This window comes from Corynebacterium sp. J010B-136 (genome assembly GCF_002967075.1).
Lineage (GTDB): Bacteria > Actinomycetota > Actinomycetes > Mycobacteriales > Mycobacteriaceae > Corynebacterium.
The window spans coordinates 31,099-48,379 of sequence record NZ_PUGE01000003.1 but is presented as its reverse complement, the minus strand read 5'-3'; the positions used below and the strand labels follow the sequence as shown (position 1 = coordinate 48,379).

Sequence of the window (17,281 nt, the reverse complement as noted above, 5' to 3'; positions counted from 1 at the left end):
CGCCTCCTAGCATACGGGGATATCAGGGTCGGCTGACAAGTGAGGGGTTAGTAATATTCCAATTATCGCCCTCCATCTGCAAAACCGTAGCTAGTGCGCGTGCCTTATTTTCATTGTCTTCGTTCGCGCCCCAGGTAATCGTTCGTCCATCATCCATGTGCACCCGCATCACATAAGGTTCAACGACATCTAAACGTTCAATTTGAGTACGCAGTTCCGTGGGGATTGCCGCAAGAACTTCGACCGGGTCCGACAAAGTTTCAGAGTCCCATTCGCCGGTGATCTCTACTGCTTCTGCCGGTGGCTGGTCGATGATAAATTCGCGACCTTTGGTATCGATGAGATGCGGACCATCATCAGCATTGACATAGGCTGCAACGACTCGCTCTTCTACTTCGACGACCAAAGTATTGGGCAGACTGCGACCCACGGTAGCTTTATCTACCCACGGCAAGTCCGAGACTTTCAAAGCTGTGTCGTGTGCATTCACGCGCAGCAAATTAGCCCCGTCGGGTACACCTGCAGCTTCTTCAATCTGCTCTACGGTCGAGTGCTCATTACCAGTTATCTCAACATTGGTGACACGAAAGATCGGCAGAAAATACACCGCCAGTCCGATAACAACGCTAAGTGCAACTAGACCGCCGATGATGGCGGCAATGAGCTTGGAGGAAATTTTCATCTAACCCTGGATCTCCTCCAAGATTTCGGCTGCGAGCAAGGTTACTGATCCAGCACCCATGGTCAGCACAAGGTCATTGCTATTGGTCATCTCTGCCACAGTATGGCGGGCAGATGAGAAATCTGGCTCATAAGTGACGTCGACATCATCGGCCATTTCATCGCTAATGATTCGCGAGGAAATCCCTTCGACCGGCTTTTCTCGGGCACCGAAGATATCCAACAACACCACTGCATCGGCAAGCGAAAGTGCTTGGCCAAACTCTTTAGCGAACTCAATCGTGCGGGAGTAAAGATGTGGCTGGAAGCACACTACAACCTTGCCGCCTAGGCCCTCTGCTGAAACCTTATCGCGCGCTGCCTTGAGCACTGCTGCCACCTCAGTCGGATGGTGCGCATAATCGTCATAGACGCGGATATTGTCACCACCGGTGCCACGGTACTCAAAGCGCCGGCGCACACCCGTGAAATCGCTTAAGCCCTCGGCCAAAAGCTGCACCTCAGCTCCTGCGATCTCGCCCGCAACTAAAGCGGCAGCGGAATTGAGCACCATGTGGTGTCCAGGAATCTGTAATTCATAGGTCACCTGGGCTTCGGAAGAGTTCTTAAACGGAAGTTTGACGGTAACCGTCGTTGCCTTTTGCCCTACTTCTTCAGCCAAAATTTCCGCACCAACGGGAATCTTGGCATACTTCTGCACCGCTGCCGAGCCACCGTAGCCTAAGACGCGTACGCCGCGCTCAAGAGCACGAAGGCCCAATTCCGCTGCATGATCATCTTCAAGGCACACAATAAGAGTGCCCGTATCCGTAATGCGTCCAACGAAATCATCGAAGACCTGGAAATAGGCCTCTGCGGAGCCAAAGTAGTCCAAGTGATCCGGTTCAATATTGGTAATGACCGCGATATCTGGGGAATAGCGCAACAGCGAAGCATCAGATTCATCCGCTTCAGCCACGAAGATGGCATCTTTACCGTGATGCGCATTCGTACCCGCGCGGTTGAGCTGACCACCAATGGCAAAGGAAGCATCCTTGCCCGCCGCCTGCAATGCTGAAACCACCATCGAGGTAGTCGATGTCTTACCGTGGGTACCGGCAAGGAGTACCTGGGTGCGCTCCTGCATCAATTCTGCGAGCAAGTCCGAACGGCGAATCACTGGAATCTGTGCTTCGTGTGCTGCGACCAGCTCTGGATTGTCCTTCGGAATCGCAGCAAATGATGTCACCACGACAGTCGGCTTTTCCGCCAGCTGTGAAAGATTTTCTCTCTTGTGCCCAATGGCAATCTTGGCGCCCATGGTGCGCAGTACTTCCACCGGGGTGGAGTCTTTGACATCGGAACCAGAAACTTCCATGCCGCGGGAGAGCAAAATACGAGCAAGCCCAGACATGCCGGAGCCGCCGATGCCGACCATGTGAACACGTGAGAGATCAATTGGGGTAGTCACCTAGTTGGATTCCTTTTCTTGTTCTTTTCTAACATCAGCAGCAATACGATCCGCAAGCATTTTGGATACATCTCCGGCGCCACTGTCTTGTGCAGCAGCGACCATCTCCTCGCGCCGTTGAGGGTTATCTGCGATAGCTGCTACTTCTTCAACCAACCTTTGCCCGGTCAGATCAGAATCTTTAATCATAACGGCGCCGCCTGCTTCAACCACATGTTGGGAGTTAAGCGCCTGTTCCCCATTGCCGTGCGGCAGCGGAACATAGATTGCGGGTAATCCGGCAGCGGTAATCTCCGCTACCGTCATCGCACCGGAGCGGCACACAGTCAAGTCAGCAACAGCTAAGGCCGCAGCCATATCGTCGATATACGGAACCGGCACATAGCCATCTTGGGCTTGTGGTGCTTCATTGCGGGGGCCATAAGCGTGGAGAACCTGAACATGCTCAACAAGTTTGGGCAATGCTTCTTTCACCGCTGCGTTAATTGAAGCAGCACCCTGGGAGCCACCGGTAATCAGCAGCACTGGTTTGGAGTCATCAAAACCCCACTGTTGCCGGCCGCGGGCGGCGGCTGCACCGTCTGGGTCTTTTCCGATTTCGGCGCGAATAGGAACGCCGACGACATCACCCGGCATGCCGGAATTAGCCGCAGCGTTAAAACCAACGCCACCTAGTTTGACGCCTAATTTATTTGCCATGCCTGCTAGTGCATTGGTTTCGTGGATATAGAATGGCAATCCCTTGGTCTTTGCCGCGATATAAGCAGGCGCTGCAACGTAACCACCAGTGCCAAATACTGCTTGCGCGTTGACATCTTTTAACACCGCGCGGGTTTGCAGCACGGCTTTGATAAGACGATATGGCAGTTTTACTAAGTCCACGCTGGGCTTGCGTGGAATTGGCACTGGCAAGATCATGCGCAGATCAACACCACGGGCGGGGACGATCTCCCCTTCTAGCCCCTTCTTAGTTCCCAGAGCAGTAATTCGTGCACCATGGTAGGTCTTTAATGCTTCGCCTACTGCAAGGGCTGGTTCAATGTGGCCAGCAGTGCCCCCACCTGCAATAACGACCGATAAGTCAGCGTTGTTCATAGGTTTAGCCTACCTTTTCTCACGTGGGCGGCGGTTATCGGTCACTGCTTGTCCAAAGCGCTTTTCCCGCTCAGCATCACGTGCCCTGCGGGTATCTCCACGTCGGCCCTCCGTGTAGCGAACACTATCGCGATTGTATCCGGCGCGTCGGCCATCTACCCGACGCTGCTCGGTGCCACCGGCTGCTGCTCGGCGGTTGTGGCTACGTTGTAGAACTTCGCGTTCGGTGTTGCGTCCTGCCCCAGTTTCACTGGCGCGCTCTGCTGTTAATTGCGCCGTGGTTCGGCTCGCCGCGCGACGGCTTGCAGCACCGTGGCGTCCTGGCTTTGCGGCCCCATCAATGGGATCCGGTTCAGGGATATTAAAGATGCGGTCAAAAAGTGGCCGGCCATAGTTTTGCATCGCCGAGATTTGCATCGGCTCATGCCTAGCCACATTTGCCAACAGGCCCATCGATGCAATGGTGATGATCGCTGAGGTACCACCTGCAGAAATCATCGGCAGCTGCACACCGGTCATCGGCAGTAGCCCAACAACATAGCCAATATTAAAGAAGGCTTGGCCAACAACACCTGCCGTCAGCGTTGCGGCCATGAGTGCCTGGAATTGGCTCTGTGCTCGTAGTGCCGTCCGAATTCCGAAGAAGCCCAGCAAAGCGAAAAGCAAGATGACTAACGCGCCACCCAACAGGCCGAGCTCTTCGCCCACGATGGCGAAGATGTAGTCATTTTTAGCTTCGGGAAGGTAGAACCATTTCGCACGCGATTGGCCAATACCGACGCCTGTTAAGCCACCGTCTGCCAAGGAGAGATAACCCTGGTAGGACTGAAAACCGGTGCCTTGGGTGTCAAGAAAGTTTCCGCGTAGGGCATCAAAGTATGTGTGGAAACGGTGCGAGCGGAAGCCGCCACCAACAAATAGTGCAATGGTGGCTACAACGCCAAGAGCACCAATTAAAGCGATGGCGATCCAGTTAACGCCGGCGAAAAAGAGCGTGAAAATAACCACGACGGCAAATGATGCTGCCATACCGACGTCACCTTGGGCCATGATGAGACCCATCATGGCCGCTGCGATCAGCGAGTACATGGTGAAAGGGTCTTTAAGGCCAAAGCCTTTATGCACCTTATCGGCCAAAGCTGTCGCGCCGTAAAGGCCAATAGCTACGCGGGCAAGCTCTGAAGGCTGGATACTAGCTGGACCAATGATGATCCAGGACTGCGAACCGACTTCTTCACGTCCGGTACCAATGCCAGGAATCAGCACGGCAATGAGCAAGATTAAGGATAAGAGCAATACCCACGGCACCAGCTTGCGCACCAACGATGGGCGCAGGCGCAGTGCAAGCCAAAACATGAACAGACCCAGGCACACCATCAAAGTTTGGCGGATTGCATCAGCCCACACGCCTGTGGACTGGACATAAGAGGTCGCCATCGAGGAAGAAAATACCATGATGACGCCGATGCCAATGAGCAGGAAGATGATGATGCGCAGCATCAAATAATCTAAGCCCGCGCGCGAGTCAAGATACTCTTTAATGCCAGCTATCCAGCCCTGTTTCGCTTTCGGCCGCGGGGCATTTCCCATGGGTGCAACTGGCTTGGTGGCCGTCATGGTTAAAGCTCCTCGCCTTGAGAAAGGATTTTTGCAAAGTGGGCAAAAAGGTCGCCACGTTCGCTCATTCCGGAATACATATCCAACGATGCCGCAGCTGGTGCCAAAAGCACGGTATCTCCGGCCCCGGCGTGTTGGATAGCAGCTGCCACAACCTGGCGCATGGCTTCTTCGCCATCGGTAGCTTCAATGACCTCAACGGCAATTTCTGGCGCGTGTTCTTTCAAAGCGCGGGCTAGGATGTCGCGGTCTTGGCCAAGCAGCACCACGGCTTTCATTTGCTTATGATGCGCGGTGATAAGCTCATCAACTTCAGCGCCTTTAAGTTGCCCGCCGGCTACCCAAATGACATTGGCTAGCCCTGCTAAAGCTGCATCGGCAGCATGCGGGTTGGTGGCTTTGGAATTATCAATAAACTTAATGCCAGCTGCTTCGTGCACTACTTCCCCGCGGTGGGCATCCACGCGATAAGAAGCTAGGCCAGCGCTAATCGCCTGCGCACTAGCGCCAGCTGCATGGGCAACTGCCGCAGCCGCACACGCGTCTAAGACACCAGCGATACCCGCCGGTTCAATTCCTTCCGCGCTAGCTAAAACCTGTGGTGGGTTGCCCACCACGATTTCGGAGTTGATTACTCCTACCCCGCCATCTTGCGGTGTACCTGCACTAAAGCTGGTGACTACCCCACTCGGGCGAATATTGATTGCAGAGACCACCACGCGCGGATCATCCTTGCCGACAACGGCAACCTTGCCCAGTAATGCCTTGGCCTTGTCTTGGGCATAAGCTTCGAAACTGCCGTGCCAATCAATGTGGTCTTCCGCCAGGTTCAACACGGTACCCACATCAGGGCGCAAAGTATTAGACCAGTGCAGCTGGAAAGAAGATAGCTCGACGCACAAAATATCTACCCGCGGTTGCGCCGCCAGCGCAGTAAATAGGGATACGCCAATATTGCCGGCAGCTGCAGCACGTAGACCGGACTCTGCTTCATTGGCCTGCATCATCGCAGCCAACATGCCAGTAGTAGTGGTCTTGCCATTAGTGCCAGTAACTACCAACCACTTGCGTGGCGGACCAAATACTTCAGCGCGGTCAAGGCGCCAAGCTAGTTCGACATCACCAATAACCTCAATGTGTGCCGCGGCTGCTTGTTGCAGAAGCGGCGAATCAGGACGCCAGCCAGGAGAAGTAACCACCATGTCATAATCTGATGCGGAAAAGTCCACATCAGCTGGATCAATGGTCTTGACCTCGAGTGTGGAAGCAAGTTCCTCACGGGTGTGTGCATTGCCATCAGCTACGGTCACATCTGTGCCGAGTTCACGCAGGATAGCGGCACATCCGCGCCCAGATACCCCACCACCGGCGACCAGGACCACTCGTGGCAGCTTCAGTGTGGAAGTCATAAGCTAATAGCCTTTCTTAAAGGATGCTTGCACCAGTTGTCAGGAGCCATTCACCGTAGAAAATTCCTACGCCGGTGATAGCGGCCATGCCAGCGAGCAACCAGAAACGGATAACCACTGCGGTTTCTGGCCAGCCGCCATTTTCGAAGTGGTGGTGAATTGGCGCCATGCGGAAGAAGCGCTTTCCGGTGGTCTTGAAGACAAAAACTTGGATAACAACCGAGGCTGCTTCAACAACGAAGAGTGCGCCAATGATAATCATCAGCAGTTCGGTGCGGGTAGCAACGGATAGACCCGCAACCAGGCCACCGAGTGCCAAGGAACCGGTATCGCCCATGAAGATTTTTGCCGGTGCAGCATTCCACCACAAAAAGCCCAGGGAACCACCGAGACCGGCAGCCGCCAAAATGGCCAAGTCCAAAGGATCGCGCACCTGGTAGCAGCCGGCAACGAAGCCGACTTCACAGGAGTTACGGAACTGCCAGAAAGTAATGATGGAGTACGCACCCATCACAAAGGCAGTAGAACCCGCAGCCAGGCCATCAAGACCATCGGTCAGGTTGACGGCGTTCGACCACGCGGCGATCAGAATAAACATGAACACCAAGAAGATAATGATGCCAATGATGGTTGGGCCGACAGCGATATTAAAGGTCGGAATATCGCGCACGAAAGACATGTGAGTCGTCGCAGGTGTTAGGCCATTGCTATCTTCAAATTGCAGCACCAAAAGACCAAAGGCCAAAGCTAGTGCGAGCTGGCCAACAATCTTTGCGGTCTTATTCAACCCGAGGTTGCGGGCTTTGAACAGTTTGATGAAGTCATCAGCAAAGCCCAAGGCACCGAGGCCTAAAGTCAAGCCTAGAACCAAGATTCCTGAGACCGTGAAGCCACCGGTTCCGGTGATGGAGCCATAGGTATTTACCGCTAAGTAAGCAATAACAATGCCGGCCAAAATGGCCAGACCACCCATCGTCGGCGTACCGCGCTTGCGCAGGTGCGACTTCGGTCCATCCTCACGGATCTCTTGGCCTTTACCGGCGTTGGAGAAATAGCGGATCAGCCATGGCGTAAAGAAGATCGCCACAAGGAAGCTGATGACGCCGGAGGCCATTATCTGAATCATTATTTCAACACTATCCTTTAATCTTCGCCGTTAAGTAGGCGTTCAGAAACCAGCCACAAACGTTGCGCATTAGAAGCTTTGACCAGGACTACGTCTTTCAACTCGCGTGAAGACCAGTCTTCGACTCCAGCGGGTGGAGTTTGAAGGACTTCTTCGATATGCCAAATGGCGTCATCGATATCCCGGCTAACCATAGTATTTATACCGCGCTCGGATGCGGCTTTAGCCATTGCCTCACCATAAACGCTCTCGCCCACCACGATGAGGGTATGGACATCGTATTTCGCTAACTCCGCACCGAGTTGGTAGTGCTCTTCGATAGCGTCATCGCCCAGCTCGCCCATCTCACCGAGTACGGCGATAGAGCGCGCATCGGGCCGTCCAGAGGTGGTGTAGCCCAATGCGGCAATTGCCGCGCGCATTGAATCCGGGTTCGCGTTGTAGGAGTCATTAATAATGGTGACTCCATCAGCGCGGGTGTGCACATCCATGCGGTGAGCAGACGCGTTTCGATGCCCACTTAAAGAATCCGCTACAGATTGCACAGACAAGCCCGCCTCGATGGCTGCTGCGGCAGCCGCCAGCGAATTAGATACCTGGTGAACACCAAAGACCTGCAGGGTCACTGATACCGGTGCATTTCCTGGTGCATGCAGGGTAAACGATGGGCGCGCAACTTTATCTAAGGTGATGTCGGTGGCGTAGTAATCTGCGCCTGCTGCTGGAGGGTTCGCCGAAGAATAGGTCACAACCTTGGCGCTGGTGCGCGAAGCCATTGCTGCAACGAATGAATCATCAGCGTTTAACACCGCGATGCCGCCTTCGGCAGCCGAAGGCAGTGCCTCAACTAATTCGCCTTTGGCTTGTGCGATGTTTTCACGCGAGCCAAATTCTCCCAGGTGCGCGGTACCCACGTTGAGCACCACGCCGATTCGCGGGGTTGCGATATCAGTGAGGTGTTTGATGTGGCCGATGCCGCGAGCTGATAGTTCAGCCACGAGATATTTCGTGTCTGCATCGCAGCGCAGCGCGGTATATGGATGACCGATTTCATTATTGAATGAGCCCGGAGGAGCTACGGTTTCTCCATCTTGGCGCAAAATAGTTGCGATCAGATCCTTCGTGGAAGTCTTACCCGCAGAACCAGTTACGCCGATGATGCTCAGACCATCGTCCCTAGTGAGCTTGCCGGTGACAAAGTGCGCGAGGTCTGAAAGTGCCCGCACTACTGCTGCAGCTGAGCCATCTAAGTCGTTGGCATAGATATCTGCATTCGCGCCATCGCCTTCCAGCCGACCAGTTGGTTCCACTACGATTGCTGGAACGCCCACGGGCCGAGCAGCTAATACAGCCACCGCACCTTGCTCTACCGCCTTGGCAGCAAAGTCATGACCGTCAACCTTAGCGCCTGGAAAACACAGGAATAATCCACCAGGAGCTACTTTGCGCGAATCAAATTCGACAAAGCCGGTAACCAGTGCATCGGGGTTTTCGACACTGTCGAGGCGACCGCCGACAATCTCGGCGATCTCTTTCACAGTCAGGTCAATCATTATTGCCTCTCATCGGAGTCTTCGGCAGTATCTCGAGCTTCTGGGGTAAAGGAAGTATTAAGGTGCGCTGTCCGCTTTGATTGTAACGCCCGCGCAAGTTCTTCACGGTCATCGAAGTGATGCATGGTCTCGCCAATGAGCTGACCTACTTCGTGGCCTTTGCCAACCACGATGACAGCATCGCCGGAAGTTGCCCAGTTGACTACTTCATCAATGGCTTCAGCGCGCGATGCAATTTCGCGGATTTCTACATCACGCCCAGCCTTCTCAGCGGCCTCTCTAGCTCCAGCCATGACTGCCTGGCGGATCGGAGCTGGGTCTTCGGTACGTGGATTATCATCAGTGACCACCACGAAATCGGCACGATTCGCGGCAGCAGCCCCCATCAATCCGCGCTTCGAGGAGTCACGGTCTCCTCCGGCGCCGACGACCACGCCAATACGTCCGGCGCCGATGCGTTCCGCATCGTTACGTCCCGCTCCGTTGCCTTCTCGGGACGGAGTAGGCGCGGAATCCAGCTGCGAGCGCAAGGTGTCCAATACCGCTTCGATAGCCGCTGGCTTGTGTGCGTAGTCAACAACGGCTACAAAGTCCTGTCCTTCATCGATACGCTGCATACGCCCTGGCACTGCCACCTGGGTCAAAGCCGCGATGAAAGTATCCAAGTCAATACCTGCAGCGCTCGCCATTCCTACAGCAAGGCCTGCATTGGCGATGTTGAAATCGCCCGGCAGTGGCAACTGGAAATCAAAAGAGCGCGCTACTTGCGCCTGGATAATCTCACTGTTTTCCGGTGGATTAATCTCCAGCGCTACTTGCTGCTCCCCTGTTGCTTGAACGGATTGCTGCCACGCCACCACGGTGCCTGGCACCAATAGTTCCCGAGTGCGCTCACGCAGCATCGCATCGGCTTGCGCCACTGCACCTTCTTCACCGGTATGCGCAATCACCCCCGTGGTGGAGACCACGGTTAAAGGTCGATTATCTTCATCAACTAAATCAGCAAGACGCTCGCCCCACTCATCATTAATGCACACCACCGCATTGCGGGCTGCCTCTTCGCCTAAGAAAAGCTTCGATTTCGCCGCAAAGTACTCTTCCATCGTGGGGTGGAAATCCAGGTGGTCTTGAGACAGGTTAGTAAACCCGCCCACTGCAAAGTCCACGCCCTGTACGCGTCCTAGCTCCAGCGCATGTGAGGACACTTCCATCACCACGTGGGTGACGTTTTCTGCAACCATGCGGGCAAATAGTTCCTGCAGCGTTGGTGCTTCCGGGGTGGTGAGCTGCGTTTCAACTGGCTTGCGATTAATCCGGGTTCCGGTCGTACCAATCAAACCGGTGGAATAGCCTGCGGCTAAAAGACCAGTTTCTAAAAGATAGGTGGTCGTGGTCTTTCCCGAGGTACCAGTAACACCGAAAATGGTCAGCTTCTTCGTCGGGTGACCATAAACCTCGGCTGAGATTTCTCCAAGCACCGCGCGGATATCGTCGACCACGATAATGGGACGGTCGAAAGAACCTTCCGCTGATTCACCGTGCAGGATTTCTACCCCGGCGGCATCGGTAAGCACTGCTTTTGCCGATGTTGCTGCTGCGAATGTTGCACCATGGCTACGGGTGCCCGGAACGGCCGCGAACAGGTATTCCGCTTCTGCTCGGCGCGAATCTAACGTGATGGCTTCTACGGTTGTCTCACCATCACCAATGATTTCACCGCCTGCGATCTCCGCTAGCTTGAAAAGCGTGGTAGTCATGTCGCTCGCGTCCTTGTCCTCGTAGTTTTCGTGGGGTTATTTATCTAGAAAAGTATATATAATACGTGCTGTATCCGCCGTGATTAGTACTGCGTCATGACCCAACGCTTTCCTTCTGGTGACGTCGGGATGTTGTCGCGGTTGAGCAACCACGCGGCAATGTCGCTAAAGAGCGGCGCTGCAGATTGTCCGCCTGAGCCATCGGCATTGGTGCCGGTTTCGGGCTCATCTAACATGATGGCAACGACAAACCGGGGGTCATCGGCAGGCGCAATGCCTGCGAAAGTAATCCAATACGCACTTTGCGAATATGCACCCGTATCTGGGTCTACCTTTTGCGCGGTACCGGTCTTGCCGGAAAGCTGATAGCCCTCGATCTCATTGCCCATAGCCGTACCATTTTGCACATAGGCTGGGTCATCCTGGAAAGTCGAGCGGAACATATCCACCACGGTCTTCGCAGTTTCCGGCGATACCACCTGCGTGGTACCCGGATCATCCTGCGGGACTTCCTTGCCATCGGCATCAGTAATCGAGTCGATGATACGTGGCTGAATGAGCTCACCATCATTCGCCAAAGCCTGGTAGACACTCGCCATCTGCAAGGTCGTCCACGACATGCCCTGGCCAATCGGAAGGTTGGCAAAGGTACCACCGGACCACTGCTCTAATGCTGGCAAAAGACCGGATGATTCATTCGGCAATTCAATATCAGTGGTTTTACCCAACCCGAATTTCTCCAGGTACTCAGCGAATTTCTCCTCGCCCAGGCGCTGTGCAATCTGCAGCGTACCCACGTTGGACGACTTACCGAAGATACCCGCGGTGGTGTACGGCTCTACCCCGTGCTGCCAAGCATCGGCAACATTAACGCCTGCGATATCGATGGAGCCTGGAACCTGGTGGACTTCCTCCGGCGTGGTCACGCCTTCTTCAATTGCGGCCGCGGCAGTAACAACCTTCGCTACAGAGCCTGGCTCATAAGGGTGCGAAATGGAACGGTTTTCAAAGTCCTTGCCTTCTTCAAGCTGGGCTTCAATATCCTTATTCGGATCGATGGTTCCGGTATTAGCCATCGATAACACTTCACCCGTAACCGCATCTAGTACGACTGCTTCACCCATTTTGGCGCGGGAATTGTCCACAGCTTGCTCTAGCTTTTGCTGAACATAAGTCTGCAAGTCTAGATCCAATGTCAGTTTCACATCGGAGCCATCGATAGCTTCGACTTCATCGCGCACCGTACCTGGAATCAGCTGTCCGTCGGTAGAGACATCTTCGGTGGAACGGCCATCAATACCGGTCAGCAGCGAATCGCCAGAAGCTTCAAAGCCGAACTGGCCTTGACCATCCATGGACACCTTGCCCACGATATTTTCTGCGATCGCACCATTGGGGTATTGACGGATATCTTGGTGGTCAGCAGCCACGCCATGGTAGGTATTGGCGATTTCTACAGCGATATCTGGATCGACATTGCGCACCAGCACCTCATATTGCGTATCCGCGCGCAATTTATCCATGATCTGGTCGGAGTCAACATCAGAGGTTGACGCGCCTGCTTCTTCAATAGCCTTCGGGATGCCCTCAGCCATTTCTTCTAAGCGCGTGGTAACCCGGTCGTCGAGAAATTCATTAGTTTCCTCTTCGCTCTTTTCCGCCAGCTCACCTTCATTACGAGCTTCAATCTCTTCTTGCTCGCGCAATTCATCACGCAAACGCGTCGGAGATACCGTCAACGAGCGCGCAGCCATGGTGTACGCAATGCGCTGACCATCACGGTCGACTACTTCTCCCCTGCGTGCGGGTTCAACATAAACGCGGGTGCGCTGTGCTTCCGCACGGGCAGACAAGTCTGGCCCCCAGACAATTTGCACCCATGCCAAACGCCCTACCAACACCACGGTCACAATAACCAAGATGGTGATAACTAAGTTCAGACGCTTAGTCATCATCGGCTGCTGCGCGAGAATCTTCTTCTTAACTGCCTGCGGCGCCGGCACTGGGCGTGCTTTTTGCGCCCTTTGGGCTGGCCCATGTGCTTGACCGGTGTGGGTCGCACCCGCACGTGCTTCTCCAGCGCGGATTCGTTCCCGTTCGCTGGCGCTGCGGGCACGTGGTGGTTGCGTTGCGTAATTATCCCGCTCATTAGTCGACCAGTCCCGTGAGGCATGCGAAGATGCCCTGCGGCTTTTTCCACTGCGACCTTCTTGGCGCCCCTCATTACGGGAGCTGTCTTTGCCCCCATTTCGGCTACGGCGACGTGGGTCACCCGAGTGTGGTGGAGTCACAGTGGTGTGTCACCTGCCTTCATGATGCTCAAAGTTAAGGAATACCCAAGGTGCAATATTGCCCTTTGCTGAATTGAATTCTCGTATGACTGTAGCCGGATCAATCCTTAAGGTGTGGGAGGCTTATCCCTTATTCACCAGACTGATATGGAGAATCCAGGTTTTCCCCAACTGGCAAAGGCGCATTGGCAGATTCTTCTTCAGTAGTTGGACGAGATTCAACCGCATCATCTGCATCAACGTCGCCAACACGCTGCTGTTGGTTGCGCGGAACCGCGTTGAGTTCATCCGACACCCCCTCAGTATCGCGTGGATCACTGGTGGCTCGTCCGGTGCGTACTGGTTCCCCGTTGACATCGATAATCGCTTCGGTGCCTTCGGTGGCAGGACGACGCTCTTCCACTGAGCCATCTTCTGCAACTTCTACGATGCCTGGCTGGGAAGGAATCCCCATCTTGGCATCTGCACCGCGGCGAGCAACATCTGCTGAAGAACGTACCTGTTCAAGGTCACGGTTTAGCGTTTCCAACTGGTTGTTCAGTTGCGATTCCTGGTAGGTCAGCTGCTGGATGCGGAAAGTCTGGGAGGTTGAGACGCCTGAGAGCCACACCGCTAAAACCACACCACCGATGAGAAGAGCAATCGCTACAGCGGACAAGCGCGAAAATAGCGTGACCTGTTTAATCGGCGTAACACGACGCCCGCGCTCAGTAACGACCTGGCGTGAGCCCAGCCGAGACTTGCGCGGCGTGGGCGTAATCTGCGGAACCTCACGACGGGTAGTACGCGTCGGCGACACCGTTCGTGTCGCGGTGCTTTGCACTCCACGATTGGTGCGCGTCTGAGTTGAGGTACGGGTTTTTACTGCGCCCGTCACGGAAGTTTCACGACTGGCGGTGCGTGTGCGGGCAGGTCGGTCCATGACATCAGTCGCTGAACCCTGTGCGCGCTTGGTGCGTGTTCCCATGGTGGTTCTCTTTGTCCTGGTTGTGGTCGAATCTGCCATTTTCTTTAAGCCCCTATCCCAGTTCCAGGTGGAAGAAATGAATGCTCGCCTGCTAATCGTTCAAAAGCACGCACGCGCACTGACGCGGCACGTGAATTCTCAGCAATCTCCGCCTCGGTTGCCTTTTCCGAGCCACGGGTAATGGCCTTGAAGGAAGCAGCCGTGCCAGGTAAGTCCATTGGGAGACCCGCTGGCGTCGACGAAGTGGTCAGCTCCTTGAACATGGACTTGACCAGTTTGTCTTCCAAAGACTGATAGCTCATGAAGACAACCCGACCACCGATTTTCAAACCAGAGGTAATAACTGGAATGACCTGTTCGATGGCTTCTAGCTCGCGGTTGACCTCCACGCGCAGTGCCTGGAAAGTCCGCTTAGCTGGGTGGCCACCCGTACGACGGGTAGCTGCAGGAATAGTGTTATACAGCAGCTCGACCAAGCGAGCTGAGGTTTCAAAGGGGTGGCTTTCGCGTTCTTTCAAAATTGCCGAAGCAATTTTTCCAGCAAAGCGTTCATCGCCATAGAACTTCAAGATGCGCGCAAGCTCACCATGGGAATAGGTATTGAGCACATCCGCGGCAGTAATGCCGGTGGAAGGGTCCATGCGCATATCAAGAGGGGCATCAACTTTGTAGGCAAAACCGCGCTCAGACTGGTCTAGCTGCATCGACGACACTCCCAGATCGAAGAGTGCACCAGCGATGCCATTGTCGCGCGCGATGTCAAAGACCTCGCCTTCGCCATCATTAATTGCGCGGCCGATTTCATCGAAGCGTTCGTTGACGCCCACAAAGCGGTCACCAAAAGGGGCCAGGCGCTGGGTAGCTTGCTCCAAAGATGCGGCATCACGATCAACACCGATGACTCGCGCTTGTGGAAAAGCCCGCAGGAAGAATTCGGTGTGCCCACCAGCACCAAGAGTGCCGTCAACGATGACGGCACCATCACCAGCTGCCTCCACAGCAGGTGCGATGAGCTCCGCCATACGTGAGCGCATCACGGGGACGTGACCGTGGTTGTCTTCAATATCGAAATTTACATCTGTATTACTCACGGGCATATCCCCCTTTCCTGCTGACAGGGGCTCCTTTAGGAACCCCTGAGATGAATCGAGTGCGTATAGGGCCCTGTCCGAGGGACGCTCTGATATCGGGGAAGTACACCAGAACATCAACCTCAGACAGAGTCCTTACACGCACTCTCTCTCTAGTTTTCATTCGCCTAGAGCAAGCCGCCGAGAACATCGTCCGCGTCAGCTGCCGAGTAGGCATCTTCAGTTTGCGACTGGTATTCAGCCCAAGCGGCTGCGTCCCAAATCTCAAGGAAATCAACTGAGCCAATAACTACGCATTCCTTAGAAAGGTTCGCGTACTTACGGTGTGCTGCTGACAGTGTGATTCGACCGCTTCCATCAGGCCTTTGCTCATCCGCACTGGCAGCCAGGTTACGAATAAACGCACGCGCTTCTGGATTCGTTCGAGACACGGCCGCTGCTTTGCGTGCTCTTTCCGCGAATTCCTCACGGGGATACACAGCCAAAGAGTGGTCTTGCCCCTTTGTCACCATCAGCCCTCCAGCTAGCTCATCACGAAACTTAGCCGGAAGTGTTAGTCGACCTTTGTCATCAAGCTTCGGAGTGTAGGTTCCGAGAAACATCCCGGTCCACCTTCCTTGCTTAACAACACCGGTTTCCTCTTCACGAATATGAAGCGGTGTGAATGCTAGATTCTCACCACTTCTAACCCGCTGCGCCCCACTCTACCCCACTTTCCCCCACCTTCAACAGTTTTACACGCAAGCTATCTCTAATTTTAAACATAACCACAGTTCAAAGGCTATAAATTTGGTGGGGAGATTTCCCCAAAACGCGTCTAACCACACCCAAAATGCACAACTACTACCCCACCATTAACAATTGCACCAATAACAAATGTGTTTGCTTATTCCACATTCTCCCCGATTCACTCACGCGAACAGGCATTTTGGCACACAAAAGAAGATCCCCTCTAACCCACTCGCCGTGCAAACAACTCTAGAAACCCGCCCGGGCACAAGGTGGGTGAAAGTGGGGATTTGAGGTGGGCGAAAGTGGGAGATTATAAAAAGGGCAAAACAAAACGAGGTGCGCCCCGGCCGCATCTACGGCCGAGGCGCACCTCGTTAAGGCTATGAGTGCTACGTGTGTCTAGCGCTCTTCAAATCGACGACGGAAGTTTTCTTCTAACTTGCTCGCTGCGCCGCTGTCTTTCGCAGAACCTGCTCCACCAGACTTGGATTTCTTCCTAGAAGAACGCGCGGAACCGTCTCCAGAACCGCGAAGCATCCAAACACCTGCACCGAACATGACTAGGAATCCAGCAATGGAAAGCAGCACGAACCACAAGCTTGTCTGCGCCAATGCAACGCCACCCACCAGCATCACCAAACCGACAACCACAAGCGCTACACCGCGCAGGGTTACGGCACCGCCGGAGCCACCAAACGAAGAGGCACTGGACACGGAGGCACCGAAGTTGGGATCCTCAGCAAGCAGGGACTTCTCAATTTCGCGAAGTGCGCGCTGCTCTTGCTCTGAAAGAGACACTGTTCCTCCAATAAGTCCGGGCTAATAAGTTACGTATCAACTATCTCAGCAAATCGTCACCCTAGGTTTACCTTCAGTATAACCGAGCCATCGCTGTAGCCGATCATCAATTCGGTGACAATATTTCCTGTTCTACCCAATACAACGCACACAATAACCAGTTAGTTCCCGCGGTTGCAGTTTCCTGCGTCACCTTTTCAAACGATTATCGCCACACTTCGGTAACGACTAGACCTACGCCGCTTGACCACCGACTCCATCAAAGTCGTGAGTGCCGGTCTCAGCCATCTCCAAAAAGCGAGCCGCCAAGTCCATCAGGTCGAATACAACCTGGTCCGCGACATCACGGTCAATGCCGGACGCTAGGCGCGAGCGTGTCCGAGAGTAAGCACGGAAAGAATCTGCCCATTCTTTTTCCCCTGCCCCCACCAGGCTCAATTGATCCCACGCGGAAGTCGGCAAGCGGCGACGCTTGGAAACAGTTGCGGAAGCTGCCACACAGGCGCCAGCAGTGCGCAGCCCAGCCTGGTATGCCTTTTCCAAGGCCTGATCCATCCGACCATTCGCCGCATCCGCACGGGCATCAGCAAGCAAAAGCGCGGCCTGGGTCAGAAAACGCTGACGCCTGGAGCCTTGGCCACCTTGTCGCTGAACCCGTCGAGCTGTTGCAGAAATTACCTGTCCCATCGCTTTGCCTCCTTCACGCTATTGCTT

14 protein-coding genes are annotated in these 17,281 nt (G+C 54.5%); all 14 read right to left on the bottom strand.

Going from position 1 to position 17,281, the window contains the following annotated elements; all coding sequences use genetic code 11:
* Positions 1-22: 22 nt before the first annotated feature.
* The 14 genes from C5Y44_RS05960 to C5Y44_RS05895 all read right to left on the bottom strand — a co-directional run bounded on the left by C5Y44_RS05960 (position 23) and on the right by C5Y44_RS05895 (position 17,254).
* The gene (locus C5Y44_RS05960) at positions 23-682 is read right to left on the bottom strand and encodes a cell division protein FtsQ/DivIB (RefSeq protein ID WP_105324123.1); all 660 of its coding nucleotides are present in this window, start codon (positions 680-682) and stop codon (positions 23-25) included.
* On the bottom strand, positions 683-2,098 hold the full coding sequence (murC, locus tag C5Y44_RS05955; protein WP_233189904.1) for a UDP-N-acetylmuramate--L-alanine ligase: 1,416 nt from the start codon (positions 2,096-2,098) through the stop codon (positions 683-685).
* A gap of 33 nt (positions 2,099-2,131) precedes the next feature.
* Entirely contained in the window at positions 2,132-3,226 is a 1,095-nt protein-coding gene (gene murG, locus C5Y44_RS05950; RefSeq protein WP_105324121.1) for an undecaprenyldiphospho-muramoylpentapeptide beta-N-acetylglucosaminyltransferase, read from the bottom strand.
* Between the two features lie 9 nt (positions 3,227-3,235).
* A complete protein-coding gene (locus tag C5Y44_RS05945; protein WP_369831075.1) occupies positions 3,236-4,843 on the bottom strand; it encodes an FtsW/RodA/SpoVE family cell cycle protein in 1,608 nt (535 codons plus the stop codon).
* Positions 4,844-4,845: 2 nt separating this feature from the next.
* A complete protein-coding gene (murD, locus tag C5Y44_RS05940) occupies positions 4,846-6,252 on the bottom strand; it encodes a UDP-N-acetylmuramoyl-L-alanine--D-glutamate ligase (RefSeq protein WP_105324120.1) in 1,407 nt (468 codons plus the stop codon).
* Positions 6,253-6,268: 16 nt separating this feature from the next.
* The gene (gene mraY / locus C5Y44_RS05935; protein WP_105324119.1) at positions 6,269-7,378 is read right to left on the bottom strand and encodes a phospho-N-acetylmuramoyl-pentapeptide-transferase; all 1,110 of its coding nucleotides are present in this window, start codon (positions 7,376-7,378) and stop codon (positions 6,269-6,271) included.
* Between the two features lie 17 nt (positions 7,379-7,395).
* Entirely contained in the window at positions 7,396-8,931 is a 1,536-nt protein-coding gene (gene murF / locus C5Y44_RS05930; protein WP_105324118.1) for a UDP-N-acetylmuramoyl-tripeptide--D-alanyl-D-alanine ligase, read from the bottom strand.
* Positions 8,931-10,688, bottom strand: a complete 1,758-nt coding sequence (locus C5Y44_RS05925; protein WP_105324117.1) for a Mur ligase family protein — start codon at positions 10,686-10,688, stop codon at positions 8,931-8,933. The genes murF and C5Y44_RS05925 overlap by 1 nt, the downstream gene beginning before the upstream one ends.
* A gap of 83 nt (positions 10,689-10,771) precedes the next feature.
* A complete protein-coding gene (locus C5Y44_RS05920; RefSeq protein WP_369831074.1) occupies positions 10,772-12,979 on the bottom strand; it encodes a peptidoglycan D,D-transpeptidase FtsI family protein in 2,208 nt (735 codons plus the stop codon).
* 130 nt (positions 12,980-13,109) lie between these two features.
* Complete coding sequence (locus tag C5Y44_RS13450) at positions 13,110-13,946, bottom strand: hypothetical protein (protein ID WP_233189861.1); 837 nt, start codon at positions 13,944-13,946, stop codon at positions 13,110-13,112.
* 44 nt (positions 13,947-13,990) lie between these two features.
* On the bottom strand, positions 13,991-15,043 hold the full coding sequence (gene rsmH, locus C5Y44_RS05910; RefSeq protein WP_105324116.1) for a 16S rRNA (cytosine(1402)-N(4))-methyltransferase RsmH: 1,053 nt from the start codon (positions 15,041-15,043) through the stop codon (positions 13,991-13,993).
* Positions 15,044-15,204: 161 nt separating this feature from the next.
* The gene (gene mraZ / locus C5Y44_RS05905; RefSeq protein WP_003845214.1) at positions 15,205-15,639 is read right to left on the bottom strand and encodes a division/cell wall cluster transcriptional repressor MraZ; all 435 of its coding nucleotides are present in this window, start codon (positions 15,637-15,639) and stop codon (positions 15,205-15,207) included.
* A 529-nt stretch (positions 15,640-16,168) separates the two neighbouring features.
* On the bottom strand, positions 16,169-16,567 hold the full coding sequence (locus C5Y44_RS05900) for a DUF3040 domain-containing protein (RefSeq protein ID WP_105324115.1): 399 nt from the start codon (positions 16,565-16,567) through the stop codon (positions 16,169-16,171).
* Positions 16,568-16,801: 234 nt separating this feature from the next.
* A complete protein-coding gene (locus C5Y44_RS05895; protein WP_105324114.1) occupies positions 16,802-17,254 on the bottom strand; it encodes an SAV_6107 family HEPN domain-containing protein in 453 nt (150 codons plus the stop codon).
* Positions 17,255-17,281: the final 27 nt, after the last annotated feature.